The organism is Pseudomonas californiensis, from assembly GCF_021147775.1.
In the GTDB taxonomy this organism is placed as follows: Bacteria; Pseudomonadota; Gammaproteobacteria; order Pseudomonadales; family Pseudomonadaceae; genus Aquipseudomonas; species Aquipseudomonas californiensis.
This window is the reverse complement of record NZ_JAGTPK010000007.1, coordinates 24498-49362: the sequence shown is the minus strand read 5'-3', so window position 1 is coordinate 49362 and position 24865 is coordinate 24498. Positions and strand designations below refer to the sequence as shown.

At 56.3% G+C, this 24865-nt stretch carries 30 protein-coding genes; 15 read left to right on the top strand and 15 right to left on the bottom strand.

Translation table 11 applies throughout. The annotated features are described in order from the left end of the window. Positions 1-158 precede the first annotated feature (158 nt). From KDX37_RS08730 to recX, 3 genes are all read left to right on the top strand, one after another. Positions 159-659 (top strand): CinA family protein, encoded by a 501-nt coding sequence (locus KDX37_RS08730; protein WP_231652275.1) that lies wholly within the window; start codon positions 159-161, stop codon positions 657-659. A 93-nt stretch (positions 660-752) separates the two neighbouring features. Beyond that, a complete protein-coding gene (gene recA, locus KDX37_RS08725; RefSeq protein WP_231652274.1) occupies positions 753-1817 on the top strand; it encodes a recombinase RecA in 1065 nt (354 codons plus the stop codon). 27 nt (positions 1818-1844) lie between these two features. Beyond that, a complete protein-coding gene (gene recX, locus KDX37_RS08720; RefSeq protein WP_231652273.1) occupies positions 1845-2312 on the top strand; it encodes a recombination regulator RecX in 468 nt (155 codons plus the stop codon). 2 nt (positions 2313-2314) lie between these two features. Here recX and KDX37_RS08715 read toward each other — a convergent pair whose 3' ends face one another. Together KDX37_RS08715 and KDX37_RS08710 are read right to left on the bottom strand one after the other, a co-directional pair. Then, the gene (locus KDX37_RS08715) at positions 2315-3436 is read right to left on the bottom strand and encodes an LOG family protein (protein ID WP_231652272.1); all 1122 of its coding nucleotides are present in this window, start codon (positions 3434-3436) and stop codon (positions 2315-2317) included. 341 nt (positions 3437-3777) lie between these two features. Continuing rightward, positions 3778-4194 carry a quorum-sensing-regulated virulence factor family protein gene (locus tag KDX37_RS08710; RefSeq protein WP_231652271.1) on the bottom strand — a complete coding sequence of 139 codons (417 nt, stop codon included), beginning with the start codon at positions 4192-4194 and terminating at the stop codon, positions 3778-3780. Positions 4195-4421: 227 nt separating this feature from the next. On the opposite strand from KDX37_RS08710, the gene KDX37_RS08705 reads away from it, so the two are divergent. The 3 genes from KDX37_RS08705 (at position 4422) to KDX37_RS08695 (ending at position 6469) form a co-directional block, all read left to right on the top strand. Continuing rightward, on the top strand, positions 4422-5132 hold the full coding sequence (locus tag KDX37_RS08705) for a tRNA-uridine aminocarboxypropyltransferase (RefSeq protein WP_231652270.1): 711 nt from the start codon (positions 4422-4424) through the stop codon (positions 5130-5132). A 239-nt stretch (positions 5133-5371) separates the two neighbouring features. Continuing rightward, positions 5372-6019, top strand: coding sequence for a response regulator transcription factor ErdR (gene erdR, locus KDX37_RS08700; RefSeq protein ID WP_231652269.1), 648 nt, complete (start codon positions 5372-5374; stop codon positions 6017-6019). 84 nt (positions 6020-6103) lie between these two features. Beyond that, the gene (locus KDX37_RS08695; protein ID WP_231652268.1) at positions 6104-6469 is read left to right on the top strand and encodes a diacylglycerol kinase; all 366 of its coding nucleotides are present in this window, start codon (positions 6104-6106) and stop codon (positions 6467-6469) included. Positions 6470-6481: 12 nt separating this feature from the next. Here KDX37_RS08695 and KDX37_RS08690 read toward each other — a convergent pair whose 3' ends face one another. Next, positions 6482-7408, bottom strand: coding sequence for a LysR family transcriptional regulator (locus tag KDX37_RS08690; RefSeq protein ID WP_231652267.1), 927 nt, complete (start codon positions 7406-7408; stop codon positions 6482-6484). Positions 7409-7531: 123 nt separating this feature from the next. Between KDX37_RS08690 and fpr the strand changes: the two genes are divergently transcribed. Beyond that, positions 7532-8311, top strand: a complete 780-nt coding sequence (gene fpr / locus KDX37_RS08685; protein ID WP_231652266.1) for a ferredoxin-NADP reductase — start codon at positions 7532-7534, stop codon at positions 8309-8311. A gap of 46 nt (positions 8312-8357) precedes the next feature. Here fpr and tsaA read toward each other — a convergent pair whose 3' ends face one another. The 5 genes from tsaA to rimO form a co-directional block, all read right to left on the bottom strand. Next, positions 8358-9065 (bottom strand): tRNA (N6-threonylcarbamoyladenosine(37)-N6)-methyltransferase TrmO, encoded by a 708-nt coding sequence (gene tsaA / locus KDX37_RS08680; RefSeq protein ID WP_231652265.1) that lies wholly within the window; start codon positions 9063-9065, stop codon positions 8358-8360. Positions 9066-9078: 13 nt separating this feature from the next. Further along, positions 9079-9540 (bottom strand): YehS family protein, encoded by a 462-nt coding sequence (locus tag KDX37_RS08675; RefSeq protein WP_231652264.1) that lies wholly within the window; start codon positions 9538-9540, stop codon positions 9079-9081. A 66-nt stretch (positions 9541-9606) separates the two neighbouring features. Beyond that, a complete protein-coding gene (locus KDX37_RS08670; RefSeq protein WP_231652263.1) occupies positions 9607-10317 on the bottom strand; it encodes an rRNA pseudouridine synthase in 711 nt (236 codons plus the stop codon). 93 nt (positions 10318-10410) lie between these two features. Continuing rightward, complete coding sequence (locus tag KDX37_RS08665) at positions 10411-10854, bottom strand: GNAT family N-acetyltransferase (protein WP_231652262.1); 444 nt, start codon at positions 10852-10854, stop codon at positions 10411-10413. A 102-nt stretch (positions 10855-10956) separates the two neighbouring features. Then, on the bottom strand, positions 10957-12288 hold the full coding sequence (gene rimO / locus KDX37_RS08660) for a 30S ribosomal protein S12 methylthiotransferase RimO (RefSeq protein WP_231652438.1): 1332 nt from the start codon (positions 12286-12288) through the stop codon (positions 10957-10959). 34 nt (positions 12289-12322) lie between these two features. Between rimO and KDX37_RS08655 the strand changes: the two genes are divergently transcribed. The 4 genes from KDX37_RS08655 to KDX37_RS08640 all read left to right on the top strand — a co-directional run bounded on the left by KDX37_RS08655 (position 12323) and on the right by KDX37_RS08640 (position 15488). Then, positions 12323-13942 carry a recombinase family protein gene (locus KDX37_RS08655; protein ID WP_231652261.1) on the top strand — a complete coding sequence of 540 codons (1620 nt, stop codon included), beginning with the start codon at positions 12323-12325 and terminating at the stop codon, positions 13940-13942. Between the two features lie 64 nt (positions 13943-14006). After that, positions 14007-14264, top strand: a complete 258-nt coding sequence (locus KDX37_RS08650; protein WP_231652260.1) for a DUF1654 domain-containing protein — start codon at positions 14007-14009, stop codon at positions 14262-14264. Between the two features lie 129 nt (positions 14265-14393). Next, positions 14394-14933, top strand: a complete 540-nt coding sequence (locus tag KDX37_RS08645; protein ID WP_231652259.1) for a hypothetical protein — start codon at positions 14394-14396, stop codon at positions 14931-14933. Positions 14934-15191: 258 nt separating this feature from the next. Beyond that, positions 15192-15488, top strand: coding sequence for a hypothetical protein (locus tag KDX37_RS08640; RefSeq protein ID WP_231652258.1), 297 nt, complete (start codon positions 15192-15194; stop codon positions 15486-15488). A 38-nt stretch (positions 15489-15526) separates the two neighbouring features. Here KDX37_RS08640 and KDX37_RS08635 read toward each other — a convergent pair whose 3' ends face one another. From KDX37_RS08635 to KDX37_RS08625, 3 genes are read right to left on the bottom strand one after another with little or no spacing between them, the layout of a single operon-like run. After that, complete coding sequence (locus KDX37_RS08635; RefSeq protein WP_231652257.1) at positions 15527-16078, bottom strand: hypothetical protein; 552 nt, start codon at positions 16076-16078, stop codon at positions 15527-15529. Between the two features lie 18 nt (positions 16079-16096). Next, complete coding sequence (locus KDX37_RS08630; protein ID WP_231652256.1) at positions 16097-16816, bottom strand: S24 family peptidase; 720 nt, start codon at positions 16814-16816, stop codon at positions 16097-16099. Between the two features lie 32 nt (positions 16817-16848). Continuing rightward, positions 16849-17115, bottom strand: a complete 267-nt coding sequence (locus tag KDX37_RS08625; protein WP_231652456.1) for a hypothetical protein — start codon at positions 17113-17115, stop codon at positions 16849-16851. On the opposite strand from KDX37_RS08625, the gene KDX37_RS08620 reads away from it, so the two are divergent. The 3 genes from KDX37_RS08620 to KDX37_RS08610 are packed head-to-tail and all read left to right on the top strand — an operon-like array spanning position 16997 to position 18785. Continuing rightward, positions 16997-17254: a Cro/CI family transcriptional regulator gene (locus tag KDX37_RS08620; protein ID WP_231652255.1), complete on the top strand. Its 258-nt coding sequence runs from the start codon at positions 16997-16999 to the stop codon at positions 17252-17254. The genes KDX37_RS08625 and KDX37_RS08620 overlap by 119 nt on opposite strands. After that, entirely contained in the window at positions 17251-17874 is a 624-nt protein-coding gene (locus KDX37_RS08615) for a hypothetical protein (protein WP_231652254.1), read from the top strand. Before KDX37_RS08620 ends, KDX37_RS08615 begins: the two co-directional genes overlap by 4 nt. Positions 17875-17879: 5 nt before the next feature. Next, the gene (locus tag KDX37_RS08610) at positions 17880-18785 is read left to right on the top strand and encodes a hypothetical protein (protein WP_231652253.1); all 906 of its coding nucleotides are present in this window, start codon (positions 17880-17882) and stop codon (positions 18783-18785) included. Positions 18786-19533: 748 nt separating this feature from the next. On the opposite strand, the gene KDX37_RS08605 is transcribed toward KDX37_RS08610, so the two are convergent. The 4 genes from KDX37_RS08605 to KDX37_RS08590 all read right to left on the bottom strand — a co-directional run bounded on the left by KDX37_RS08605 (position 19534) and on the right by KDX37_RS08590 (position 23758). Further along, entirely contained in the window at positions 19534-20292 is a 759-nt protein-coding gene (locus KDX37_RS08605; RefSeq protein WP_231652252.1) for a hypothetical protein, read from the bottom strand. Positions 20293-20566: 274 nt separating this feature from the next. Further along, on the bottom strand, positions 20567-20827 hold the full coding sequence (locus KDX37_RS08600; protein ID WP_231652251.1) for an ogr/Delta-like zinc finger family protein: 261 nt from the start codon (positions 20825-20827) through the stop codon (positions 20567-20569). Between the two features lie 77 nt (positions 20828-20904). Then, positions 20905-21759, bottom strand: coding sequence for a phage portal protein (locus KDX37_RS08595; RefSeq protein ID WP_231652437.1), 855 nt, complete (start codon positions 21757-21759; stop codon positions 20905-20907). Continuing rightward, the gene (locus KDX37_RS08590; protein WP_231652250.1) at positions 21686-23758 is read right to left on the bottom strand and encodes a terminase large subunit domain-containing protein; all 2073 of its coding nucleotides are present in this window, start codon (positions 23756-23758) and stop codon (positions 21686-21688) included. Before KDX37_RS08590 ends, KDX37_RS08595 begins: the two co-directional genes overlap by 74 nt. 162 nt (positions 23759-23920) lie before the next feature. Between KDX37_RS08590 and KDX37_RS08585 the strand changes: the two genes are divergently transcribed. Then, positions 23921-24865, top strand: coding sequence for a GPO family capsid scaffolding protein (locus KDX37_RS08585; RefSeq protein ID WP_231652249.1), 945 nt, complete (start codon positions 23921-23923; stop codon positions 24863-24865).

The following is a 24865-nucleotide window of genomic DNA, read 5'->3' as shown; positions in this document are numbered from 1 at the left end:
GCGCAGACCGAGAGAAACAACGGTCGAAACGATCAGAAAGCCTGGGCCGAAGAAAAAGGATTGAAGGCTGACCCCGATGCAACTGCGTTTGCAGTTGCATTCTGATGCATTCGGAGCCAAGGCCGGTTTGTGAATCAATTGACTGAACGGAGCACACCGTGGACGAAACAACCCGACTCGCAGTCTCCTTGGGCACACTTCTGCTGGCTTCTGGTGAGCAGGTCACGACGGCTGAGTCCTGCACCGGTGGCGGCATTGCTGAAGCCATTACCCGTATAGGCGGTAGCTCTGGCTGGTTCGAGGTCGGTTATGTGACGTACTCCAATGCCCAAAAGACTCGGCAGCTGGGTGTGCCTGAAGCACTTTTCGCGCAGGTTGGGGCGGTCAGTCAGCCGGTGGTAGAGGCCATGGCGCGCGGTGCTCAGGTTGAGAGCGGAGCGCGATTCGCCGTCGCTGTCAGCGGAGTCGCCGGGCCTGGCGGCGGCTCGGTCGACAAGCCGGTTGGCACGGTCTGGGTATGCTGGGGGGACGGGCAGAACCTGATCGCGCAACGGCGTTGGTTCGACGGCGATCGCGAGCAAGTGCGCCGACAAACGGTAAATACCGCGCTGGAGGGGCTTATCCGGTTGGCGCAGGGAGAAATGCCAAATCAGGGGTAGGCGTGAGCTGATCCCTGTGGAATAATACTGTCTACTTATACAGGTATTGTGGCCGCTACGGCCCTAATTGAATTTGATTACGTGAGGACTTCAATGGACGACAACAAGAAGAAAGCCTTGGCTGCGGCCTTGGGTCAGATCGAGCGTCAATTCGGTAAAGGTGCCGTGATGCGCATGGGCGACCATGATCGCCAGGCAATCCCTGCCATCTCTACCGGTTCGCTGGGTCTGGACATCGCACTGGGCATCGGTGGTCTGCCGAAAGGCCGTATCGTGGAAATCTACGGCCCTGAGTCTTCGGGTAAAACGACGCTGACGCTTTCTGTTATTGCACAAGCTCAAAAGATGGGTGCGACCTGCGCATTCGTCGACGCCGAGCATGCCCTCGATCCGGAATACGCTGGCAAGCTGGGCGTCAATGTCGACGACCTGCTGGTTTCGCAGCCTGACACCGGTGAGCAGGCGCTGGAAATCACCGACATGCTGGTGCGCTCCAACGCCATCGACGTGATCGTGGTCGACTCGGTTGCTGCCCTGGTTCCAAAGGCAGAGATCGAAGGCGAGATGGGCGACATGCACGTGGGTCTGCAAGCGCGTCTGATGTCGCAGGCGTTGCGCAAGATCACCGGTAACATCAAGAACGCCAACTGCCTGGTTATCTTCATCAACCAGATCCGTATGAAAATCGGTGTGATGTTCGGTAGCCCGGAAACCACCACCGGCGGTAACGCACTCAAGTTCTACGCATCGGTACGTCTGGATATCCGTCGCACCGGCGCAGTGAAAGAAGGCGACGAAGTAGTCGGCAGCGAAACCCGCGTCAAGGTTGTGAAGAACAAGGTAGCGCCGCCTTTCCGTCAGGCTGAGTTCCAGATTCTTTACGGCAAGGGTATCTACCTGAACGGCGAGATCATCGACCTCGCGGTTCTGCACGGTTTCGTCGAGAAGTCGGGTGCCTGGTACAGCTATCAGGGCAGCAAGATCGGTCAGGGCAAGGCCAACTCGGCCAAGTTCCTGGCAGATAACCCGGAAATCGGCAAAGGCCTCGAGAAGCAGATCCGCGACAAGCTGCTGACTCCGGGTGTTGACACCAAAGCCGTCGGTTCCCGTGAGCCTGCCGCCGCCGATGACATGGCCGAAGCAGACGTTGATATCTGATATTGATATCTGAGCTATCTGATACCCATGTCTGCTGTCCTTGATACACCAGTCGCCGTCCGGCGAACAGCAATGGACCTGCTCGCGAGACGCGAGCATGGTCGAGTCGAGCTGACGCGTAAATTGCGTCAGCGCGGCGCCCCTCCCGAGCTTATTGAAGCCGCCCTCGATCGTCTTATCGAAGAGGGGCTGCTCTCTGAATCCCGCTATCTCGAAAGCTTTGTCTCTTACCGATCACGTTCGGGCTATGGGCCCGTGCGCATTCGAGAAGAGTTGAGCCAACGCGGCCTTCAACGAAGCGACATCGATCAGGCACTCAGGGAGTGCGGTGTAGACTGGCAGGAAAAGCTTCAGGAGACCTGGCAGCGCAAGTTCGCCGGGAAACTGCCTGCCGACGCTCGCGAACGTGCTCAGCAAGGGCGGTTTCTCAGCTATCGGGGATTTCCGCTGGACATGATCGGCCGCTTGTTAAGCGGCCGGTGTATGGACGATTGAAATCAGGTCGCGTTCAGCGACTCGTTTGGCTGGGCTGCGAGCAGGGTACTTGAGTCGTTCGCGTGATTTTCTGGCAGGTTGATGTAATCCACCAGTTCACGAAGGCGTCCCTGGTTGCGTCCGGTAAACGTGAAAGCCAATCGAGTCAGGTGGCTGAACTGAGTTTCGTCATGTTCCTCTCCTTGATAGCCATGCTGGTGAAAATTCTCGCTGACACACAGGTCGGCAAACGCTTCCTGCATGTGCGCCATTGCCTGGTCAGTCAGGGGATGGTTCATGCGGATCACGAACTTGTTTTTGAGCCAGCGGCTTGAATGGAAGTTGCGGTAGAACTGCTTGATCTCTTCGACGGCTTCGTCGGCGCTGTAGACCAGTCTCATCAGCTTCATGTCGGCGGGCAGGATGTAGTGATTGTCCTGCAGTTGGCTCTTGATGAAGTCCAGTGCACCCTGCCAGAAACTGCCGCCGGGCGTGTCCAATAGCACAATGGGAACCAGCGGACTTTTACCAGTCTGCACCAGCGTCAAGACTTCCAGCGCCTCATCAAGTGTCCCGAAACCGCCAGGGCAAAGCACCAATGCATCGGCTTCCTTGACGAAAAACAGCTTGCGAGTGAAGAAGAAGTGGAAAGGCAGGAGGTTTTCAGTGCCTTCCACGGTCGGGTTGGCGTGCTGTTCGAACGGCAGGGTAATGTTGAACCCCAGGCTGTGCTTCAGCCCGGCGCCGGCATGGGCTGCGGCCATGATGCCTCCGCCTGCACCCGTGATGACCATCATGTCAGATTGAGCCAGCTTTTCGCCAAGCTCAGTCGCCTGTGCGTACAGAGGGTGTTCCATAGGCGTGCGGGCGGAGCCGAACACCGTCACTTTGCGGCGCCCCTTGAAGCGCTCGAGCACCCGGAAGGCGCCGTCCAGTTCACGCAGTGTCTGCAGCGTGATCTTGGCATTCCAGCGATTGCGGTCGTCCTGGGCCATGCGCAGAACGGTGAGTATCATGTCCCGGTACAGCGCAAGATTTGCGGTGCCTGGCGCCACCTGATGGATATGCTCTTCCACCTTTTGGGTCAGATCCAGGCCATTGCTTTGAAAATGTTCTGACAGCAGTTCATTGGGTACATACGGCATTCAAGATTTCTCCTCCTGCAGAGCCATCGTTCAAGTCGACCAGCGCGCTGCTTTGCAGGTACGCGAGGCCTGTTCGTCTGGCTTCTGTCTGTTTCCCTGGGTCAAGAAATGCACAAGGACGTGTCACTCCCGTTGTCCCTGAGCCTGAAAATACAGCACAGCGGCTGATAGCCTGTTAAAGACAAGCGGTGCATGTCGAATTGATGATGTGCCGGTTTCCTCGAAAAGGCTATCGATTCTCCGTGCTGCTTCAGGCGGATGCGTTGCAGGATGTCTTGCGAGGGGGAGGGGTGTGACGTGCGCCTGACGGGCAGGCGCACTCGGCAGTCAGAGCGAACGCCTTATTTCTTGGGCTTGACCGTGCAGTCCGATGCCTGAAAGGTCTGGGTCGCCACCGAGCGATTGGTCTTGTATTCGGTGAACTGATACTTGAGCACGGCACCCTTGGTCATCAGTTGGCGGAAGCCATTGTTGTGGCAAACGCTGTTGCCCAACTGGTTACGCATGACGTCCGGGTTGGCACGCATCTGCTGGGCCTGGCCCTCACGTACGCTGAGGTGGTTGATCAGCTCGTTGCCATTGACGGTATAGCCCTGATCAAGAATATCTTCGTTGATGGCTCTCGGCGTGCCAACGCTGCTTTCCTTCGCGACTTTCTCCAGCATTTTGCTGAGTTCGAACTCTTGCTTCGATGCTGCCTGTGCGCACAGTGGCGCCATGAGCAAAAGTGTCAGTGTAGGGGCGATGAGGCGCAGCATTAAACTCTCCTGATTAAGTGGCTGGCTGTTGGACCCGCGACATCAAAGTGCGTTCCGACCGACCTGCCGACTGCGGGTTTCAGTGGCGGAGCAGTATAAGGCAGGACTCCTGACACAGCCTAGGCCGAAAGCAGGTTGAACCGCCGGGGCTCTGATAAACTGCGTCGACTTTATCCCTGTCGAGTTTTCCTGGTGTCGATGCTTTCTTTCAGTTGGCGTGTCCTGCAATGAGTCATGCCGTTTCCCGTTTGCGCGACGAGCGCCTGGCGCGCAGCACCAAACCCTTTGTTGCCAGAGGCTCACGGGCACCCCGCTGTCCTGCATGCAGGGTTATTTCCAGTCATTGCTTATGTGCATGGCGTCCGAATGTCGCTGCTGACTCCGGGATGTGCCTGCTGATGTATGACACTGAGCCGTTGAAGCCGACCAATACAGGGTGGCTGATCGCGGATGTGATCAAAGACACCCATGCTTTCAGCTGGTCGCGCATCGAGGTCGACAAGCAGTTGCTGGCACTGCTGGATGATCCTCAGTGGCAGCCTTATATCGTCTTTCCAGGTGAGTTTGTTGCGCAGGAGCGAGTGGTCACTCAGGTTGTGCTTGAGGATGGCAAGCGTCCTCTGTTCATTCTGCTGGATGCTACCTGGACTGAAGCGCGCAAGATGTTCCGCAAAAGCCCTTACCTGGACAAGTTTCCGGTACTGAGCCTGGAGCCCGAGCAGATATCGCGTTACCGCTTGCGCAGGTCGCGTCGTGACGATCATTTTTGTACGGCTGAGGTGGCTGCGCTGTGTCTGGAGCTGGCGGACGATTGCAGTGCCAGCGGTGTGCTTGATGCGTATCTTGACGTTTTCAGTGCGCATTATCTGGGCGCCAAGTACCAGAAGCCGATTAATCCGGACGACGTACCACACACGCATTTGAAAGCTTTTCTTTGATGGCCGAAGGGTCCGCACCGTATTAGTGGGCCGATTGCCATCTCATGACTGTATCAAGGGCGCTGCGTGCTTGACCGTCATGATGTTGCTGGGCATGCTTGGCGCCGCTTGGACGCCGATTGGCTTTATAAGGCGCCGCTGTACCGCTGGCCTGAGCAACGCGAATTTGCCGGCACTCGCGGATGCCTTGCTGGGCGGCCGATTTTGTTGACCGCTCACTATAAAAACAGGATCAACACATGACCTACGACATCCTGATCGCTGATGACCATCCGCTGTTTCGCAGCGCGTTGCATCAGGCGTTGACCATCGGGCTTGGCCCCGATGCACGGCTGGTCGAAGCAGAGAGCATTGCTCAACTGGAATCTCATCTGGCTCAGAAAGCCGACTGGGATCTGGTGCTGCTGGATTTGAACATGCCAGGTGCCTACGGTTTTTCCGGTCTGGTTCTGCTGCGCGGTCAGTACCCGCAGATCCCTGTCGTGATGGTCTCCGCGCAGGAAGAGGCGTCCATTGTGGTTCGCTCCAGAGAGTTTGGTGCCAGCGGGTTCATTCCCAAATCCAGTTCCCTGGAGTCCATTCAGCAAGCGGTGCGAGCAGTTCTGGACGGGGATGTCTGGTGGCCGCCGCAGGTCAATGAAGTGATCAGCGTGTCCGCTGAAGCCAAGGCGGCGAGTGCCGGGCTGGCCAGTCTGACGCCGCAGCAGTTTCGGGTATTGACCATGGTGTGCGAAGGGCTGCTGAACAAGCAGATCGCTTACGAGCTCAGCGTGTCCGAAGCCACGATCAAGGCGCATGTGACGGCAATTTTTCGCAAACTGGGTGTGCGAACACGAACCCAGGCTGCGTTGTTGCTGCAACAACTTGAGTCGATCTCAGCCAGCTAAAAGTGGGTTACGCAGCGTTAATTCACGCTTTTTTGACCTTTATTGCCTTAGCTTTCCTCATCCTTTTTACACAGCAGCCTCTCTATGTCGCCCTTCAAAGGCCAAACCGGTCTTAAACGAATCCTCAATGCCGCAGGTTACTCTCTCGATGGCCTGACCGCCGCCTTCAAGGGTGAGGCTGCTTTTCGTCAACTGGTGCTGCTCAATGTAGTGCTGATCCCGATTTCGTTCTTTCTGCATGTCAGCAAGGGCGAGCATGCGTTGCTGGTTGCGGTATGCCTGCTCGCACTGATCGTCGAGCTGCTCAACTCCGCAGTCGAGGCGGCCATCGACCGCATTTCATTGGATCTGCATCCGCTGTCCAAGAACGCCAAGGACATGGGCAGCGCCGCGCAGCTCATCGCCTTGAGCATGATCGGTCTGGTCTGGGGCATCGTACTGCTGGGTTGAGCGAACGATCGCTCAATACAGGCTTGGCAGCACAATCTCGTCACTGCGTTGCACGCCGGCGGTAAATGCGCGACACAGGTCCAGAAATTCGCGCATGGCAGAGGTCTGGTATTTTTGCTTGTGCCAGATGAAATAGAACTGCCGCGACAGGTCCAGTTCCGGCGTGGCCAGCTCGACCAGGTTGCCGCGTCGGAACGCATCGCGCAGGGCCAGCCTGGAAATACAGCCAATCCCCAGCCCCGATTCCACAGCGCGCTTGATCGCTTCGGTGTGTTCCAGTTCAAGTCTTACATTCAGGCCGTTGCGGTGGTGCCGCATGGCCTGGTCGAAGGTCAGACGTGTGCCTGAGCCCTGCTCCCGCAGAATCCAGGCTTCACGTGTCAGATCGTCCAGCGTGGCGTGAGCTCGTTTGGCGAGTGGATGCTGCGGAGCGCAAAAAACAACCAGTTCGTCCTCTACCCAGGATTGCACTTCGATGTCCGGGTGGCTGCAATCACCCTCGATCAAGCCCAGATCAATCTCATAGTGAGCGACCTGCTGCACGATGTGTGCGGTGTTCTGAACATGCAGTTTCACTTGGCTTTCAGGATGGCGCTGCATGTAGCCGCCGATCAGTAGGGTCGCAAGATAATTGCCGATGGTCAGCGTTGCACCTACTGCCAGCGACCCGAAACCCGACTTGCCGTTGAGCAGGTCTTCAATTTCCTTGGCCTGATCGAGCAGGGCGACCGCCTGGGGTAGCAGTTGGCGACCGGTCGCGTTGAGGCTCAGGCGCTTTCCTGCACGGTCGAACAATTGGCAGCTGGACTGGCGCTCCAATTCGGTAATAGAGGTGCTGGCGGCCGACTGGGAGAGCGAGAGCAGGACCGCTGCACGCGATACGCTTTCCTGCTGGGCAACGGCGACAAACACTTGAAGCTGACGGAGAGTAAATCGCATATCTATATAACCGATAACCCATATCTTGATAATTCATTTAACAGATATTGTGTCTGCCACTAGAATGGCGCGCAATAGCGCAATGCCTCTGCGCGCATGAATTTTTCAGGAGTTCCTACGTACATGAGCAACATGAACCACGAGCGTGTCCTCAGCGTCCACCATTGGAACGACACTCTCTTCAGTTTCAAGTGCACCCGCGACCCAGGCTTGCGCTTCGAGAACGGTCAGTTTGTGATGATCGGTCTGCAGCAGCCAAACGGTCGTCCGCTCATGCGCGCCTACTCCATCGCCAGCCCGAACTGGGAAGAGCATCTGGAGTTTTTCAGCATCAAGGTGCCGGATGGTCCACTGACCTCCCAGCTGCAGCACCTGAAGGAAGGCGATGAGATCATCATCAGCAAAAAGCCTACCGGCACACTGGTGCTCGATGATCTCAAGCCTGGCAAACATCTTTATCTGCTAAGCACCGGTACGGGCCTCGCGCCGTTCATGAGCGTCATTCAGGACCCCGAAACCTACGAACGCTTCGAAAAAGTGATCCTTTGCCACGGCGTACGTTATGTAAACGAAGTCGCGTACCGCGAATTCATCACCGAGCATCTGCCGCAGAACGAGTTCTTTGGCGAAGCGCTGCGTGACAAGCTGATCTACTATCCGACTGTGACTCGTGAGCCGTTCGAAAACATCGGTCGCCTGACTGACCTGATGCGCAGTGGCAAGTTGTTCAGCGACATCGGCCTGCCGCCGATCAACCCTCAGGACGATCGCGCCATGCTGTGCGGCAGCCCGAGCATGCTCGACGAGACCAGTGAAGTGCTCAACAGCTTCGGCCTGACCGTTTCGCCACGCATGCGTGAGCCGGGGGATTATCTGATCGAGCGTGCATTCGTCGAGAAGTAAGCCTGGCTGATAAAACCCGCCTCGCCCTTACCGGGCAGGCGGGTTTTTAGTGCGCGGAATTTGTTGCGAGGACCACTTCAAGTACGCAGATGACCCCGGCCTGCGGGTAGTGCCAGCGTACATCAAGATCCCAGAACTGAGCACCATAGCGACGTTCGGGTGTCGGATTCTGATAGGCCGGACGCGGGTCCTGCACCAGGCATTGTTCGATCAACTCCACCAGTGGCTCGTTCAGGCGCAGTGCATGCGTGTGGGCCTGAGCCAACGCGGCGTTCTGCCAGTGCACAGGGACAAGCGCAGGTGCGGCCTCGGCCATTTGATTGGTCGCACCGTCTACCCGGTCCGCGTATGGCACGTAAGGCTTGATATCGATCACGGGAGTGCCGTCGAGTAAATCAATGCCCGAGAGCCAGAGTCGCCCGGCCTCGACCTTGTCCAGCTTGACCACTGACTGGCCGATGCCGTTGGGCCGGTGCGTGGCGCGTGTAGCGAACACGCCCATCGACTGATTGCCGCCCAGGCGGGGAGGGCGTACCTTCAGGCGCGGCTTGTCTTCCAGCGCCAGGTGGAACAGGAACAGCAGCCAGACGTGACTGACCTGTTCCAGACCTTGTACCGCATCGCCCTGATCAAAGGGGGCTACCAGCTCCAGCACGCCGCGAGCAGCAGGTGCAAGGTGTGGCTGGCGCGGAATGGCAAACTTCTCTTTGAAACACGAGCGGATGAAGCCGACAGGCGAGACGGTGTAGGTCATGATTCGCGCCGAATCAGCCGCGAACGCGCAGGGTCAGACCCTTGAGGAAATTGCGCAGCAGCTGGTCGCCACATTCCCGGTAATTGGTGTGACCTACCTTGCGAAACAATGCGCTCAGCTCGGGTTTGGAAACCGGGAAGTCTACCGATTTGAGAATGGCGTGCATGTCGTCTTCCTTCAGTTCAAACGCTACACGCAGTTTCTTCAGAACGATGTTATTGGTGATTGGCAGCTCGAGCGCTGGTGCAGGTCGGCTCTCATCCTTCCCCCGCTTGAAGTAGACCAGACCGTCGAGGAAATGCCCCATTATCTCGTCGCTGCAGTCGAGATAGCCTTCCTCGTCTTCTTTTTTCATGAAGGCGATGACATCGGTCTTGGAAACATCGAAGTCGGCCAGTTTGGTAATCTCGACAATTTTGCTGTCGCTGATATCAAGCATATAGCGCACGCTGCGCAGTACATCGTTGTTCATCATGATGCGGAAATCCTGGTAAGTCGTCTGGCGGCGCACGCCGTCAAGCGTGCGCTCGGGAATGAGGGGTCAGAACTTTTCTTTGCTGGTCATGTAGCGCCATTGCCCTTCGGGCAGCTTGCCCATGGACACGCCACCGATGCGGATGCGGCGCACTGAAATGATTTTCAGGCCAACCGCTTCGCACAACTGAGCAATGATGCCCGGCTGCGGGTTTTTCATTGCAAAGCGCAGGCGATTTTCGTTCTGCCAACTGGCTTTGACCGCAGGCAGTTCTTTGCCCTTGTAGGTCAAACCATGATTGAGGCGATTCAGACCGTGGGCAACCATCTCGCCGGAAATCTCGACGATGTATTCCTGCTCGATCTTGCTGCGATCATCAGTGAGTTTGCGCAGGATTTTCCAGTCCTGACTGAATACCATCAACCCGCTGGCATTGGCCTGCAGAGTAGAGATGGGTTCGAGGCGTAGAAAGTGACCCTTGAGCGGACGCTTGCTGTAGCTGTGTTCTTCAGAAAGCGTGCCCGGCGTGATCATGCCCAGCGCGCTCTCGTCGGTCGCCGATGCAGGCTTGTGCAAAATGATCGTGACGGGTTCGGGAGCATCTGCCTTGGCTTCCTGGCTGAGCTCGACCTTCTGGGTGCCCACTTTGAACTGTGGCTCTTCGATCACCACGCCATCCACGGTCACCCAGCCGCCTTCGATGAACAGTTCAGCCTCCCGGCGGGAGCAACCGACCAGTTCGATAAGGCGTTTGGAAAGGCGAATGGGGTCTGTCATGACAAAGAAGCCGCTTACTGATGAGAAAGGCGACATTGTAACCGCCTGCGCCCGGTTAATCGCGGCAACATTGCAATTGCTCCGCAATCCAGTTCATTCGTGGCGCTCCAGGCGCATTCTCAACATGGGATAGGGGTTGCCCAGTCCGTCTACGGCCGACCGGCTGAATCGCTTGAAACCGTGTTTGATGTAGAACCTCAGCGCTTGAGGATTCTGTTCGTTGACGTCCAGTTCACGGATCCCGAATTGCGCAATTGCCTGATTCAACAAGCAACTGCCCAAACCCTCACCGCGATGCTCCGGGGCCACAAACAGCATGTCGAGCCGGGTCTTGTTCACCCCGGCAAAGCCAGTGATGTTTGACTGGGTATTGCGTGTACAGAACAACGTCACGCTGTCCAGATACTGCGTCAACAGCAGATCCTTGAGCAACGAGATGTAGGCGTCCGGCAGAAAGTCATGGGTCGCACGCACCGAACTTTCCCAGACGCGGGTCAGTTCCGGGTAATCATCTTTGGTCGGGGTGTAGAAATTCATAGGGCGCCTGCCTCTGTGTCTTGTGAGTGTATGGACACCGCATCCAGACAAAAAAGCCCCGCCGTTTTACGGGCAGGGCTTTGGTGAGTCGCCAGCGCTGGTTTAGAGCGTTTCAGCCCACAGATCGTACTCATCGGCGTCGGTCACACGACACATGATCTTGTCGCCCGGCTTGACGGTACTGTCGTCGTCCAGCCCGATAAATACGTTACCGTCGATTTCCGGTGCATCGAAGAAGCAACGGCCGACTGCACCGCGCTCATCGACTTCATCGATCAGCACTTCGATTTCCTTGCCGATCTTCATTTGCAGGCGGGCAGCACTGATTGCCTGCTGATGCGCCATGAAGCGATCCCAGCGGTCCTGTTTGACGTCATCAGGCACGATGGCCGCGTCCAGCAGGTTGGCCGGGGCACCTTCAACAGGCGAGTACTGGAAGCAGCCGACGCGGTCCAGTTGAGCTTCGGTCAGCCAGTCCAGCAGGTACTTGAAGTCTTCCTCGGTCTCGCCAGGGAAGCCGACGATGAAGGTCGAACGGATGATCAGGTCCGGGCACTGCTCGCGCCAGTTCTTGATCCGCGCCAGGGTCTTGTCTTCAAACGCCGGGCGCTTCATCAGCTTGAGCACTTTCGGGCTGGCGTGCTGGAACGGGATGTCCAGGTACGGCAGGATTTTCCCGGCGGCCATCAGCGGGATCAGCTCGTCAACGTGCGGGTACGGATACACATAGTGCAGGCGAACCCAGACGCCCAGCGAACCCAGCGCCTGACACAGTTCGGTCATGCGGGTCTTGACCGGTTGGCCGTCCCAGAAGCCGGTACGGTATTTGACATCGACACCGTAAGCGCTGGTGTCCTGAGAAATCACCAGCAGTTCCTTGACGCCGGATTTGACCAGACGCTTGGCTTCGTCCAGCACATCACCCACCGGACGGCTGACCAGCTTGCCGCGCATCGACGGGATGATGCAGAAGCTGCAGCTGTGGTTGCAGCCTTCAGAAATCTTCAGGTAAGCATAATGACGCGGCGTCAGCTTGATGCCCTGAGGCGGCACCAGGTCGATCAGCGGGTTGTGATCCTGTCTTGGCGGTACCACTTGGTGGACGGCATTGACCACCTGTTCGTACTGCTGAGGCCCGGTCACCGACAGCACACTGGGGTGAACCTTGCGGATGACGCTCTCATCGACGCCCATGCAGCCGGTCACGATCACTTTGCCGTTTTCCGCCAGAGCCTCGCCAATGACTTCCAGCGATTCAGCCTTGGCCGAATCGATGAAGCCACAGGTATTGACGACAACAACGTCTGCGTCTTCGTAAGTCGGAACGACTTCGTAACCTTCCATGCGCAGCTGGGTCAGGATGCGTTCGGAGTCAACGAGCGCTTTCGGACACCCTAACGATATCATTCCTACACGCGGGGCTTTTACTGTCATCATAGGATGATCCTCATCAGGGTCTTTTTTTCTAATGGCTAAAAACGGTGCGCGAGTATACAGCTATTTGCGGTTCTCAGACCCTAGACAGTCCTCTGGCAGCAGTGCCGATCGTCAGTTGCAGTACGCTCAGAAGTGGGCCGCCGAAAAAGGCCTGTTGCTCGATGAATCGCTATCCATGCGTGACGAAGGCCTGTCTGCGTATCACCAACGTCACATCACTCAGGGAGCTCTTGGAGTGTTCCTGGTTGCGATTGAGGAAGGACGCATCGCTTCCGGCTCTGTCCTGGTGGTCGAGGGGCTGGACCGCTTAAGCCGTGCCGAGCCGATCCAGGCTCAAGCCCAACTGGCGCAGATTATCAATGCCGGCATTACCGTTGTAACCGCCAGTGACGGTCGTGAATACAACCGCGCCGGTTTGAAGGCCCAGCCGATGGACCTTGTTTATTCGCTCCTGGTCATGATCCGAGCACATGAAGAGTCGGACACGAAAAGTAAGCGAGTTAAGGCCTCGATCCGGCGCCTGTGCGAAGCTTGGCAGGCTGGAACCTATCGTGGGCAAATCCGCAACGGTAAAGACCCTCAATGGCTCAAGTGGAATGGCACTGATTGGGAGTTTATTCCTGAGCGAGTCGCTACGGTTCGTCGAGCCCTGCAGCTGTATCTGGGAGGGATGGGTGCAGCCCGGGCAATTCGTATCCTGCACGAAGAAGGGCTTAGCTACAGCGACGTCGGAATTACCGCTCTGCAGATCTACCGGCTGATCAAGCTCAAGGCACTTCGAGGAGCCAAGAGTTTGACTATAAACGGCGAGGAGTTCGTCTTAGAGGGCTACTATCCGCGCCTCTTGTCGGAAACGGAATGGGCAGAGCTGCAGCACATGGGCAGCCAACGATTACGGCGCCGAATGAAAGGTGAGATTCCAGGGATCATCACCGGCATTGGTCTGACATATTGCGGTTACTGCGGGACCGCCGTTATAGGGCAGAACTACATGACCCGCGCCCGAGCTGACGGCACGCTTGCCGATGGCCATCGCCGTCTGCACTGCGTGTCATACAGTCGTAACGACGGCTGCGGTTCTGGTGGGTCGTGCAGCGTAGTTCCGATCGAGAAGGCGCTTCTCAATTTTTGTTCTGACCAACTCAACCTGCAGCGGTTGATGCAGGTTGGTGATGATAGTCATGGCCTCCGTCACCAACTGGTGGGTGCCCGGGCAGCAGTGCAGAAAATCTCGGAGCAGCTTGAAAGAGTCACAGCCGCTCTGTTGGCTGACGATGACGGCCCCGCGCCGATCTCGTTCGTGCGCAAAGCTCGCGAGCTCGAGGCGCAGCAGCTCGATGCTGAGAAGAACGTGTCAAACATAGAATACGAACTGGCGGCAGCTTCCGGATCTGGTAAACCCGCTCAGCAGGAACGGTGGGTTGAGCTTGCTGCCCTGGTCAATGCGGGAGACTACGGCGCAAGGGAAAAGGTGCGCCAGTTGGTCATGGACACGTTCCAGCGGATCGTCGTTTATATGAGAGGGATGGGGGACGAGGATCGTAAGAGCAAGTTCATTGATGTGCAGCTGATTTCCCGCACGGGTCAACATCGGTTGTTGCAGATCAACAGGCGATCGGGTGAGTGGGTGGCCAGCGAAGATTGGGACTGAACTTGTATGGCGGCGAGTAGCTATCATATAGTGTATGTGCATACAGTATTAGCAAGGAGCCTCTATGTCCAAAAGCGTCTATTCCGGTGGTACTCAGCAGTCGCATACCCCCTATGAGCAACTCGCTCGTCGAATCCACCGCCAGGTAAACAGTTCGGCAGCGCAGACGCGAAGGCGGACGATCATCGCCATGCTTTCTAGCGAAAGGCTTGATGATTGGGACTGCTTGCTTGAGCAGCTCGATGTAGAGGACAGCGTACGGGTAACCCGTTTGGAATGCGGCTCGGTCGGCCTGACCTGGACCAATCAGCATCCTAGCTGACCAAAATAAAGTCATACCTAAAGGATTTATTTACCTTAGGTATTGATTTAAAAAGATACCTGCGGTTAATCTATGTCCGTCAATTCAGGAACGTCACGTGGCGTCCTGACTTAAACGGAGGTTCACCGCATGATTCGTTCTACCTTTAGCCTTTCTCTCGATGCCAGAGCGCAGCTAGCTGAGCACGTCAAACAAAACGGCGTCTTCCCTGTCTCTTTGGTTTGCAACTATGCGCCGAGCTTCCTCCTAGCCCATTTGACGATTGAGCAATGCGGTTCCGACGTTGCTGTGCAGGTCCGGTTGGGTGAGACGGTGAACACGCTTACCGTTGGGCTTCTCGACGATACGGCCCACAGGGTCGAGAGCTTTGTAGAAGAGCTGGCGAACATGCATTACGAACGGATCGCCCAGCCTATTCTCGATCGTGATCTGGCGTTTCTGCTGCGAAATGCTGCAACTAGTCGCCGGGGGCTCTATCTGTTGCCTCAGTCGGGAATGCACGACCTCAGGTTATTGGTGACAGCAGCCGCTGGAAACCCAGATCAGACATATTTCAGATTTCTACTAGGTGGTGCCGGGATCTCGGCACCAATGGTAATGCCTGCGGATCCCTATAAAGCCTACGAACTGCTCTCGAATTTCGTCCGCGACGTGAAGGAGTGGCAATGACTACCTCTCAGCTCATGTTGATCCTGGTCGGCTTGAGGAGGGCATGATTATGACTTTCGATTTTTCAGAGCAAGACAAACAATTGCTTTCCCGCAGTGTGTCAGGTTGGAGAAACGCGAATGTGGAAATCGATACCGCGATCCATTCCGAAAACTGGTGCGCTATCAATAGCGCTCAGATTGATCGGTCATCGCACGCAAACACGATCGCCCTGATCGTAATCAAATACACAGACGCAGTTGAACAAGGAGCACGGCCATGATTGGTATCCCAGAGACAGGCACCCTGGAGAATGGCCGGATCGCTGCCAACGTCACTAGTGGGTATAAATTCACTACAGCGGATGGTCGGCCTGCGCGTCTGGCGATCATTGATGACCAAGGCAACGTAGTTGAGTCTGGTGAAGCTGTGGCACGTGAGGCGTGGAACGTTTGCATTGCTGTGATCAAGAATTTCAAAATTGGCCAGGGACACATTGTGGTGCATAGCGCTCCGCCTGGATCAACGCCTCAGCAGGCTGCATCGACAGCCTTCGGGTTGAAGGTTCGGCCATGAGAACTGTTACGTACAAACCTCGTGGTGTCGGTGTTTCGTCACTCGTATCTACGTGTGTACCGGTGCTGAAGCTGCATCATCTCCTTTTGTATATTCCGGTATTCCCGCTCGACTTTCGGAGGAAGGTAGATTTCGCCGTGTTGATCGGCCAAATCGCCCTTGTTGAGTATCGAAAAACATCGTCCTGCAAGATGGAGGTAGCGAACTACGTCCCTGTCATCCACAAGCGGGCGACGGATGTTGTCGACCTGGCGGCCGCGATACTCACGGCGAGGATCGGGAAGGAAGAGTGTGGTTTGATCGGGGATCGGGCGGGGGGTCAAGTCAATCAGATTCCCTTGCGCGTCCTCCCAGATAGCGTGAAATTCGGCTTCGATGAATATGCCGGCAGTATCCCAGATGGCCCAGCCTATCAGCTGTTTTCCGCCTTGAGCGACGACATGCTCTGGAATGATGCCGAAACAATCCATCATTGGCTTGCCGAAAAGCGGCTTATGCGTAACAACGATGGGAGCCTGGTTCTCTACAACGTGACGACAGAAGTCGATGACGTAGTCTGACTCTGCATTAGCTGGCTTGGGAATAAGCATAAGTGTCCATTGTCGGCATTACATGCCTGTAATTTTGGCGTCTATGGCGCGACCGATAATTTCCCAACTGTCGTCCAATACCACAGGCAGATAGCTGGTATTGAGCGGGACCAGGTATCCGACGCCTGCCTCTATCGCATACTGCTTGAATGTGGTCTCCCCACTGACAGTGTTACGGGCAATGTAGAATTTCCCGCTGATTAGATCGAAGCCCTCAGGGCGTATCAGTATCGGGGTGCCTTCTGGAAAAGTCGGCGGCGTATCCGATGTCATCGACTTACCCTTGACCGTCAGCCAATAGCCTTTCGGACCAGCGTTTTCGGTGGAGCTCAGCCACTCGTCAGAGATCCCTGATGGATAACTGGCAGATGACTCGATGCCTTGACCAGCGTCGACCCATGTTATTACCGGGTACTCTTTTGCTTGTCGAAACGGCTGCAGCATCGGGCTGACGTTGGAGTGCCCAGTGGTTGCCGCGAACCCTGAGATCTCGGCCGCAAGACGCGGGCTAAATTTTTCGACAGGCTCGCCCAAAAGCTTCGCTAAGGCAGAAGCGAATCGGACGTTTAGAGCGTTGATGCCGCTCAAATAATGAGCTACCGCAGCAGGACTCACGCCGATTTCATCGGCGATCTTTCGCTTGTTTAGGTTCAGCTCTTTTTTTTTCGAGAGGTAAAGCTCATTGGCAGCTTTGCACTCATTGAGGAGCTCTGACGGAAGGGGTGGTTTTTTATTCATAGTGGCAATGATAAACCGGAGGTAAATTAATTTTATTTACCTGCGGGATCGTCTTTGCCCGTCACTGAGATACCTGAAGTTTCTTTATCAAAAAAGATAAAGATACTTTGAGTATCTTTTACGTTGCGGTTAACGATACCTGAGGTTAATATATCGGCATCTAGCCAGAGATGCTCCGCTATGAACCAAATACCTTTGTCCGAATTAGCCGCCCAGATCGGGCAGGCCGCGGTTGCAGAAGCCTTCGGGATTACTCCAGCAGCCGTGCATAAGGCGATTAGGTTGGGCCGGCGGATCATCGTGTCGGTACATGATGATGGCTCCTATACGGGCCATGAGCTGCGTCCGTTTCCATCTCATAAGTCCCTTGCACATCCCAACTTCCAGAGTGAGACCGCTGCCCGAGACTCGCAGGTTATTGGGCAGAAGCTCCTATGAACACGTCCAATCAAGGACAGATGTCCACGTCCCGTGACCAAGTGCTGGTGGCCCATGCCGTTGAAATGATCGCGCGCACCGGTTTCAGCCAGGACGACTTTGCCCAGGTGCTGAGCAGCAACCTGCATCGCATCGTTCCAGACAAGGCCGTAAGCAAGGATGTGCCCGATTTCGACGAGTTGGCCAAGGGCAACGACGCGCCAGCGTTTCTGAGAGCATCAGGTGCTTGGTTGCGCCGCGTTGGCCGCTGGCTCAACGGTGAGGTGGATCTGCCGTGCTGGCTGGAGGAGGCGTGGGTAGACGCTCTTGATGGCGACTTCAAAGACGATTGCATCAACGAACTGGCGAGCCGTCATGGGTTGACTGGTGCTCGCGAGCAGGATGGTGACGGCAACCCGTTGGGTGCGTTCGGTCTACTTGTTGCGCGGTTGGGCGACACAGTAGCCCTGGGAAGCGAGATCCTTGCAGACGGTCATATCGACGTCCAGGACATAGACAAGCTACCTAATTTTGTTGATCGACTCCGATCGGTAGAGGCGCGCTGCTGCGAACTACGATCGCGTGCCGAAGACGTGCTGCTCGAGCAGCATCAGAAACCTACCCTGCACCAGGTGAACTAGCGCCTGTGAGTCAGCCGGATAAGGACATCAACTCGCGAACGAGCGACCGCAAGGCCGGCCCCAAAAAGGGTCGGCCTACTGCTGTGCATCGCGACAAGAAAGATCCCCACGCAGCTTTGCGATCGCCTGCCCGAGCACCGCGTTATTCCGGGCCGCGCCGGCTCACTGACCAGCAGCTAAAAAACCCCCTGCTGCGGATGGCATTCAAGCGTCTGAGCCAAATAGGTGACCTGCGCGGCACGTACTTGCGCGATCTGGACACCATCCATGGCGGCCGCCGCACACGCTCCGAGAAATTCGACGCGCTGGCCAAGGTTGCCGAGCAGATGCTGCTGCGCCTCGATCTGGCCACAGGCGTTATGGGGTGGCTTGACGTCGAACGTGGGCAGTTCTTCCTGAACACCCAATGCGGTGTCGCGGAGGACAGCGGCGTATCTGCAGCGTCCTTCAATCGCCTGCTGCACAGCATGGAGCTGGCTGACTATGTCTACCGGCGTGTCGAGAAGATCCGCCTGGACGAAAAGGACGAAGCCGGACTTAACCTGGTGCGTACCCGTGTCCTGGTTCGATTCACTGAAAAGTTCTTTGCTGACCTCGGTGTGCGGTACCTCTGGTTCAGGGCAAAAAAAGCCGCACTGAAGAAGCGTGAAAAAGAGCTACGCGACATTAGCGGGCTCCGCATGGCGCGCCAAGAGAAGGCTTCCCTGGAGGCCCTGCGGCGCGAGCAGTCACGTACCAACTGGGAACGTAGTGAGGCACGCAAGGTGGCTCACAGCCACGGAGAGATGCCAGAGCAGGGCAACTCACCTAGTCGCGCCAGGGCTCCCCAGGAGCCCGACAGCAGGCCTGGCGGAGTGGACGAATCCATGGCGCGCTTACTGCGCAGCTTCCAGGTCAAGAAAAACACCTAACCCCCCTAAGCGATCGCACCCCCTGCGAGGCCAGGCTACGTCTGGCAGCCGAAAAAACACCCTACCTCAGCACCCAACCTCCAGCCGCGCATCACCGTAGCGGCAATCCGCCATGCGTACGTCTGGTTTACAGCGCGATTTATCTGCGCCGCCGGCGCGTGGGCGGGGCAACCAGAAGGTCTTTGAATTAAATGGAATTTTATACCCCTCTCAGCACCCCCGGTGGGTATAAAAAGAGGCTTCCGAGGTGTCCACAAGGTCGGTGTGTTGGGTACATTATGATGCCTTCGCCCAAGGGCTCAGCTCGCTTCGCTCAATTCTCCAGAGGATCGCGGGCTGCGCGCCCGCACCAGCGGCAGGGCAGTGCCCTGCACCCAGCTCTGGATACCCGGCACACAGTGCCGTGGATCCAGCGGACGTCGAAAGCGGTAATCGGGCGCGCCGAGGTGTGATCGAACTTTGCGAACGGCGGTCGCGGGCAAGATCGGGCGGCGCGGCTGAGATTTTTGGGTGCGAGGTTGTCAGACCACCGGCCGCTGCGCGGGTTCCGCCGCGCTACTGACAGGGTCAACAGTCTAAGGGGGTGTGGCGGCTCATATGCCAGCGCGCTGGCATGTGCTGGCGTTCAGGCATCAGCGGCCTCGCACTGGAGTCACTTATCGTCGACCAGTTCAGGATGCAATTTCAGGTAGTTGCGTATCACTGCCTAGCTAGCTATCCGTATTTGCCAAACTATTTGAATGGATTATTAATCTACATTCCGATTTCTTTCTCTCAGCATGTCGTTGAGATTTGTCGTACCTGGTGCCGATGGTGTGATTTTGGGTTTAGGTATATGTGATAGCATTTTCTCATCAAAGAGCTCGCAAAGTTTACAGTAGTCGTAAAATGACTTTGCGAATGCAGACATGTCATCGTTTCTTATAGGTAGGTTCGTGAGAAGTGTCATGATGTTGAAGTGGTGGCACTCTTCAATATCTGTAATTTTTGTTATTTCACCGGGCTGAAGGTACGGCAGCTGCGCCATCAATTTTCTAATGTGACCTTGAGTTTTAACCGCATGATGTTGTAGGTACTCAAGCCATGTCGCCTTTCGATTGCCCAGCGAAAGCGGCGCCGGGCCCAGGGGGTGAAGCTCTCCAAAAGCAGCCTGTATCTGAGTAAAGGTGAGCGTTTCAAGTTCTAGGTTTATCTTACTTTGATAAGAAATATTTGCTATTTGCGTCGTGCACTCTTGAACTATTTTTTGGAAGTATGTTTCAAGGTATGGCTGTAGAATTCTTCTGTCAGATATTTCTTTAGCATGAACCGCCAATAGGTAAAACACGTAGCTCGCGATCACCGATGCAAGAATGGCTTCAAAAATATTGCCGCCGGTATAAAAAACTGAGAATGGAGCGGGGTAGTTATTGAATATTAATAATTTTATTAGTAGTAAAGATGATGAGTAAATAACTAATTTATTTGCTTCTGGCGAGGCGCTTTTTACGAAATTTAGAATATTCATTCTCTTTGCATACTACCCTTAGTGATTCCATTCTTTATCTATCCGGTTTACAGGTTTCTAGCCTGATGTCGCCATGGTGGCACGCCTGATAGTAGAGGTCCATTCGAAGTACCACTCCTGAGCGGAAGTGAAGAATTTTTGCCCCCACATATCCCTCTTAGCCAAACAGAGCCTGCATATGCCTCAAGCTCTTGAGCAGGGTGCAGTGAAAGCCACATGTTTAGCCCGCGTGGTGGGGGGACTCGCGTGCGGGCCGGGATTGGTCGGAGCCCGGTCAGTTGCCAGGCTGTATCACCAGTTGAGCGATCAACTGCTGCTGTTGCGACGGTGGCATTTCCCGTAGCTGATCAAGCAGCAGGGTTTCCAGAGTGCGAACTGGCGCAGTCAGTGAGTGTGAAAACGTCAGGTGTGCCACCCACGTGTGATTGCATTCCGTGTTCAGGCACAGGCAGTACAGCTTGGAAAACTGTTTCGTCTGTTCCCTGGTGGTTCGGATTTTTCCTTTGCTGTTGCAGACCGTGCAGTAAACGCGCATGTACCCCTCCGTAATCCTTTTTTGCATAGCATCATTTTGCCACGTTTGGTCGTTTTTTGCCCCACAAACATGGTGTTTTATCCAGTGTTTCCCGTTGTTTCGGGGATCTTGCGCCAGCTGAATCGCCGGTCTTCGCGCAACACTTCGTTGGCTTTGTTGAACAGCTGACAGATGGGCCGGATTTCGTTGCTGGTGTACACGCGATCAATCTTCTCTATGTCTCCGAACCCGGCTGAGTTCTCGGGGATGATCCCGGCAAGTGCGGGGTTCATGCGCCACGCCGCGATTATGTCGTTGCGGGTGATGTTCTTGACCTTCTCCAGCTCGTCCTTAGCCTGGAAATCCCCCACGGGAATGATCTGAATGGCCTTCTCAGCACCGCCTGGGATGTTGACGAACATACTGCGAAAGTTACCCACGCCCTTGCTTGATGCCATCTGGGAGCGCAGCTCGTCCTCGTCATCCTCGGTCAGGTTTGGGTCATTGGTGTAGAAGATGTAGCCGGCGTGGGCACCGTTGTTGTAGTAGCGCCGGCGGAACAATGTTGCGGCCTCGTTGAGCAGCAGCGCCTGGATACCGCCGAGGTACTCCGGGACCCCATATACGTTCTGTTCCACGTCATAGTTGAAGATATGCACGATCTCGTGGGCCTCGAAAGCCTCTTCTTTGCCGTCATCGAGCAGGCGCACAAATCCACCGTCCAGCCGGACGCGCATGTTGATGGCAGGCAGGTGCTGCAGCTCCAGGATGTGCCCGAACATGTTGGGCACGCCGTAGAGATAGGCCTCGCCAAACACCATAAAATCCAGAGCCGCGTGGCTCATGGTGGTTTCCGACATACCGGTGGACGGGATTAGCTCACGCAGCAGCAGGTTGCGCTTGAAGCCTGGAATAGCGCCGTGGTGCGCGTTCGCCCTGAGCAGCTTTGCCAGCCCGACCCGGGATACCGGAGGCGTGTACAGACGACCGTCGTGACTGGCGGTGACGCCGATGTAGTGGCCGAGGCTGTCCTGCAGCACCGGTTCCGGCGCGCCGAAGGTGAACATCCGCATAGGCTGCTGCGGAGGGGCTGGCTGCTGGGGATTTGGCTTTGCTGGACGGCGATTTTTGCGTTTGGACATTCTGGGATGATCCGGTAAGTGTGTATTTGCTGCGTCGACGGCTGCCGACATTCAGTGGTTCGTAGTGCAGCGCGTGCATGATCGACCAGGCCACGTCGGCATGGCCGTTGGCGTCTGTTCTGGAAGCGCTGTAAGTGACTTGGCCGCTGCCTGTGGTGCCGCGCTTGATGCTCAGGAAGGCCTGTGAGATGTCGTTTGAGCCGGCGTCCCATTCGATCCGGCCCTTCTGGATCGTGTCCTGGGCCTTGAGCACCAAAATGTTCTTAGTTTCCAGGCTGTAGTGGATCGACATGACGCGGGGGAAGAACGCTCGCACCAGGTCAAACACGCCGTAGCCGATGCCGGTGGTGTCGATGCCGATGTGCTGGACGTTGAACCGACCGACCAGCTTCTCGATCTGCTCGGCCTGGTAAGTGAACGACTGTCCGCGCCAAGAGTGCTTTTCGAGGATGCGGAATTTGCCGCCCTGTTCCAGGGGCGGTGCGACCACCACGCAGCTGGCGTCGTCGCGGGTGCGGCTTGGGTCGTATCCGATCCACACTGGGCTGTTGCCGAAGGGGCGCTCGGCCTCGGGATCGTAGTCAGTCCACAGCGATAGGTCGGAGTAGCACTTCTCCAAATCCTTGAGGGTGAATGCGCCCTGGCTGCTGTCAATAAACTTGCACATGAACAGCTGATCGAACGAGTCATCGTCGTACTCCAGCTGCAGCTGCTCCAGGTTGAACAGGTCGCAGCCGCCCGCGATGGCGTCCAGGATGGTGATCGTCTTGCGCCATTGCCCGTCCGGACACAATGCGCCTGCCTGGAAAGCCTTGTCGGTGGGCCATTCCTTGCCGGCTGCAGCTTTCTTCTGCCTTTTGCTATTGCGGAACGACTCACCGGTCCAGAACGGATAGGCCGGATGGGAGACCGCACTGGGCGTGCTGAAATAAGTTTTGCGCCACTTGTGATGGGTCGCCATGGCTGACGCCACTTTGTTCAATTTCTGAAAGTCCCTGATCCAGAAATATTCATCGACGTAGACGTGGCCGCTGTAGCCCTGGGCGCTGCTGCTGTTGGTGCTCATGAACTGCAGCTTTGCGCCGTTGCTCAAGATGATCGGGTCGCCGGTCAGCTCGATGTCGAACCATTCCTTTGCAAAACCGATGATGTAACTGCGGAAGATCTCCGACTGAGCGCGGCTGGCAGACAGGAACACTTGGTTGTCACCGGTAAGCACTGCGTCCATGAACGCTTCGCCGGCGAAGTAGTAGGTCAATCCAACCTGGCGCGACTTTAGGATGTTGCGGATCCGCATGGTCAGGGGGTTCAGCTTGGCCGCGAACAGCTCTTTCTGATAGCCGAACAGCTTCGATGTGAACTTGTCCAGGAAGTCGATTTCGGTCAGATGGTCGATGTCATTTTTCGACTTCTTCTCCCGCTTTTTCCCGTCGCGCTCACGGCGCGGTTTCTGCTTTCCCTCGCGGCGTTGGCCATCGTCGTCCTGGTCGCTGCCGCCATCCGGAATTGCCGTCGGCGCAGCTTTGTTCGATTGCTTCTGCAGGCGCTCTCGGAAGGTGATGAGCCTCTCCAGCTCGTTCAGCTCATCTTTAGACAGGGCGCCCACGCTCTCCAGGAGCAGGGTGATCCGCCGACTGCATGCAGTCAGTGGCTCTTCATCGGTGAGCATGTCGTCCCAGTTACCCTGCCGGATCCAATGGTAGACGATTCGGACGTGAGGCAAGCCGAGTTGCGCCTGAATTTCCTTGGCCCGGTAGCGGCGCAGAAACAGACGTTTGGCGGCTTCTTTAACTTCGATTGAATAATGCATGGCCGCAGTCTATGCGGCGAAAAAGCGGAAAACGTGGGGATAATATCCGCGTTTGTCCGCGATACGCATCTAGCGGACAAACACGGATTTAAACAATTTGTTGGCGGGTCAGTGCGTCCCTATCGTGAGGCTTCAATCACCTGATGAGCGCCGTACCCCCTCATGCCACGATCCCTTGTCTCATCCTGGAAGCGCGTTGCTGTCAGCGGTCCCACCGTCGATGGCCGCGAGATCTATCCCCAGGAATTGATCGACCTTGCCGAAACGTATGACACCGCGTTCTACACGGCCTCGATCTGGTACGAGCATGAGCGAGAGTTCGGCACACACGGGACCGTGTATGCACTGCGTTTGTCCGAAGACACCTCCGATTTGAAGCCTGGCCAGATCGCCCTGGAGGCGAAGCTGCGCCCCAACGACAAGCTGCTGCACCTCAACGACCTGGGCGAAAAACTGTTCGGCAGCATCGAGATCCGCCCGAATTTCGCCGGCACTGGCCGCAACTATCTGGGCGGCCTGGCTGTGACAGATGAGCCAGCGAGCATCGGTACGCAAGAACTTTACTTTACCGCCCAGACCTGCCCGAGCCGCAATGCTCAGCGCCCTAAGGCTCCTGGCCGTCTCAGCGCCGGCACTCCTCTGGATTTCAATGAAATGACCACGGACACCGAAGCCAAAAACCTGTTTGGCGCACTGGCCCAGTTCTTCAAACGCTTCGCTGTAGAAGAACAGGAAGCGGCCCCGTCGACCGACACCCCTACCGAGAGCAAACCCCCAATGGATGAAGCAACAGCTAAGGCACTACAGGGCCTGGTTGAACAGCAACTGCTTGTGACCGCAGGCATTCAAGCCCTGGTCGATAGCTTTGCCGCTGTTGAACCTGAAGCTGACCCTGACGCCGTCACCGACGTTCAGACCGCCGTGGACAAGATCATCACTACCGCCGAAGAAGAGAAGCAGCTGAGCCGCCGCGTCCCTGACAACAAGGCAGTGCTGACCAGTCTTGGCCGCATTGAAAAAATGTTCAGCGAAGCCATGAACACCCCACAGGCCCGCCAGTTCACCCGCACAGCCGGTGACGCTGACAAACCGAAGAAGGTCTACTGA

Bases quoted from the DNA above. Each gene is read 5' to 3' on its own strand.
- recA (WP_231652274.1), top strand. From the start codon at position 753: ATGGACGACAACAAGAAGAAAGCCTTGGCTGCGGCCTTGGGTCAGATC.
- recX (WP_231652273.1), top strand. From the start codon at position 1,845: ATGTCTGCTGTCCTTGATACACCAGTCGCCGTCCGGCGAACAGCAATG.
- KDX37_RS08715 (WP_231652272.1), bottom strand. From the start codon at position 3,436: ATGCCGTATGTACCCAATGAACTGCTGTCAGAACATTTTCAAAGCAAT.
- KDX37_RS08710 (WP_231652271.1), bottom strand. From the start codon at position 4,194: ATGCTGCGCCTCATCGCCCCTACACTGACACTTTTGCTCATGGCGCCA.
- KDX37_RS08705 (WP_231652270.1), top strand. From the start codon at position 4,422: ATGAGTCATGCCGTTTCCCGTTTGCGCGACGAGCGCCTGGCGCGCAGC.
- erdR (WP_231652269.1), top strand. From the start codon at position 5,372: ATGACCTACGACATCCTGATCGCTGATGACCATCCGCTGTTTCGCAGC.
- KDX37_RS08695 (WP_231652268.1), top strand. From the start codon at position 6,104: ATGTCGCCCTTCAAAGGCCAAACCGGTCTTAAACGAATCCTCAATGCC.
- KDX37_RS08690 (WP_231652267.1), bottom strand. From the start codon at position 7,408: ATGCGATTTACTCTCCGTCAGCTTCAAGTGTTTGTCGCCGTTGCCCAG.
- fpr (WP_231652266.1), top strand. From the start codon at position 7,532: ATGAGCAACATGAACCACGAGCGTGTCCTCAGCGTCCACCATTGGAAC.
- tsaA (WP_231652265.1), bottom strand. From the start codon at position 9,065: ATGACCTACACCGTCTCGCCTGTCGGCTTCATCCGCTCGTGTTTCAAA.
- KDX37_RS08675 (WP_231652264.1), bottom strand. From the start codon at position 9,540: ATGATGAACAACGATGTACTGCGCAGCGTGCGCTATATGCTTGATATC.
- KDX37_RS08670 (WP_231652263.1), bottom strand. From the start codon at position 10,317: ATGACAGACCCCATTCGCCTTTCCAAACGCCTTATCGAACTGGTCGGT.
- KDX37_RS08665 (WP_231652262.1), bottom strand. From the start codon at position 10,854: ATGAATTTCTACACCCCGACCAAAGATGATTACCCGGAACTGACCCGC.
- rimO (WP_231652438.1), bottom strand. From the start codon at position 12,288: ATGACAGTAAAAGCCCCGCGTGTAGGAATGATATCGTTAGGGTGTCCG.
- KDX37_RS08655 (WP_231652261.1), top strand. From the start codon at position 12,323: ATGGCTAAAAACGGTGCGCGAGTATACAGCTATTTGCGGTTCTCAGAC.
- KDX37_RS08650 (WP_231652260.1), top strand. From the start codon at position 14,007: ATGTCCAAAAGCGTCTATTCCGGTGGTACTCAGCAGTCGCATACCCCC.
- KDX37_RS08645 (WP_231652259.1), top strand. From the start codon at position 14,394: ATGATTCGTTCTACCTTTAGCCTTTCTCTCGATGCCAGAGCGCAGCTA.
- KDX37_RS08640 (WP_231652258.1), top strand. From the start codon at position 15,192: ATGATTGGTATCCCAGAGACAGGCACCCTGGAGAATGGCCGGATCGCT.
- KDX37_RS08635 (WP_231652257.1), bottom strand. From the start codon at position 16,078: ATGCTTATTCCCAAGCCAGCTAATGCAGAGTCAGACTACGTCATCGAC.
- KDX37_RS08630 (WP_231652256.1), bottom strand. From the start codon at position 16,816: ATGAATAAAAAACCACCCCTTCCGTCAGAGCTCCTCAATGAGTGCAAA.
- KDX37_RS08620 (WP_231652255.1), top strand. From the start codon at position 16,997: ATGAACCAAATACCTTTGTCCGAATTAGCCGCCCAGATCGGGCAGGCC.
- KDX37_RS08625 (WP_231652456.1), bottom strand. From the start codon at position 17,115: ATGATCCGCCGGCCCAACCTAATCGCCTTATGCACGGCTGCTGGAGTA.
- KDX37_RS08615 (WP_231652254.1), top strand. From the start codon at position 17,251: ATGAACACGTCCAATCAAGGACAGATGTCCACGTCCCGTGACCAAGTG.
- KDX37_RS08605 (WP_231652252.1), bottom strand. From the start codon at position 20,292: ATGAATATTCTAAATTTCGTAAAAAGCGCCTCGCCAGAAGCAAATAAA.
- KDX37_RS08600 (WP_231652251.1), bottom strand. From the start codon at position 20,827: ATGCGCGTTTACTGCACGGTCTGCAACAGCAAAGGAAAAATCCGAACC.
- KDX37_RS08590 (WP_231652250.1), bottom strand. From the start codon at position 23,758: ATGCATTATTCAATCGAAGTTAAAGAAGCCGCCAAACGTCTGTTTCTG.
- KDX37_RS08585 (WP_231652249.1), top strand. From the start codon at position 23,921: ATGCCACGATCCCTTGTCTCATCCTGGAAGCGCGTTGCTGTCAGCGGT.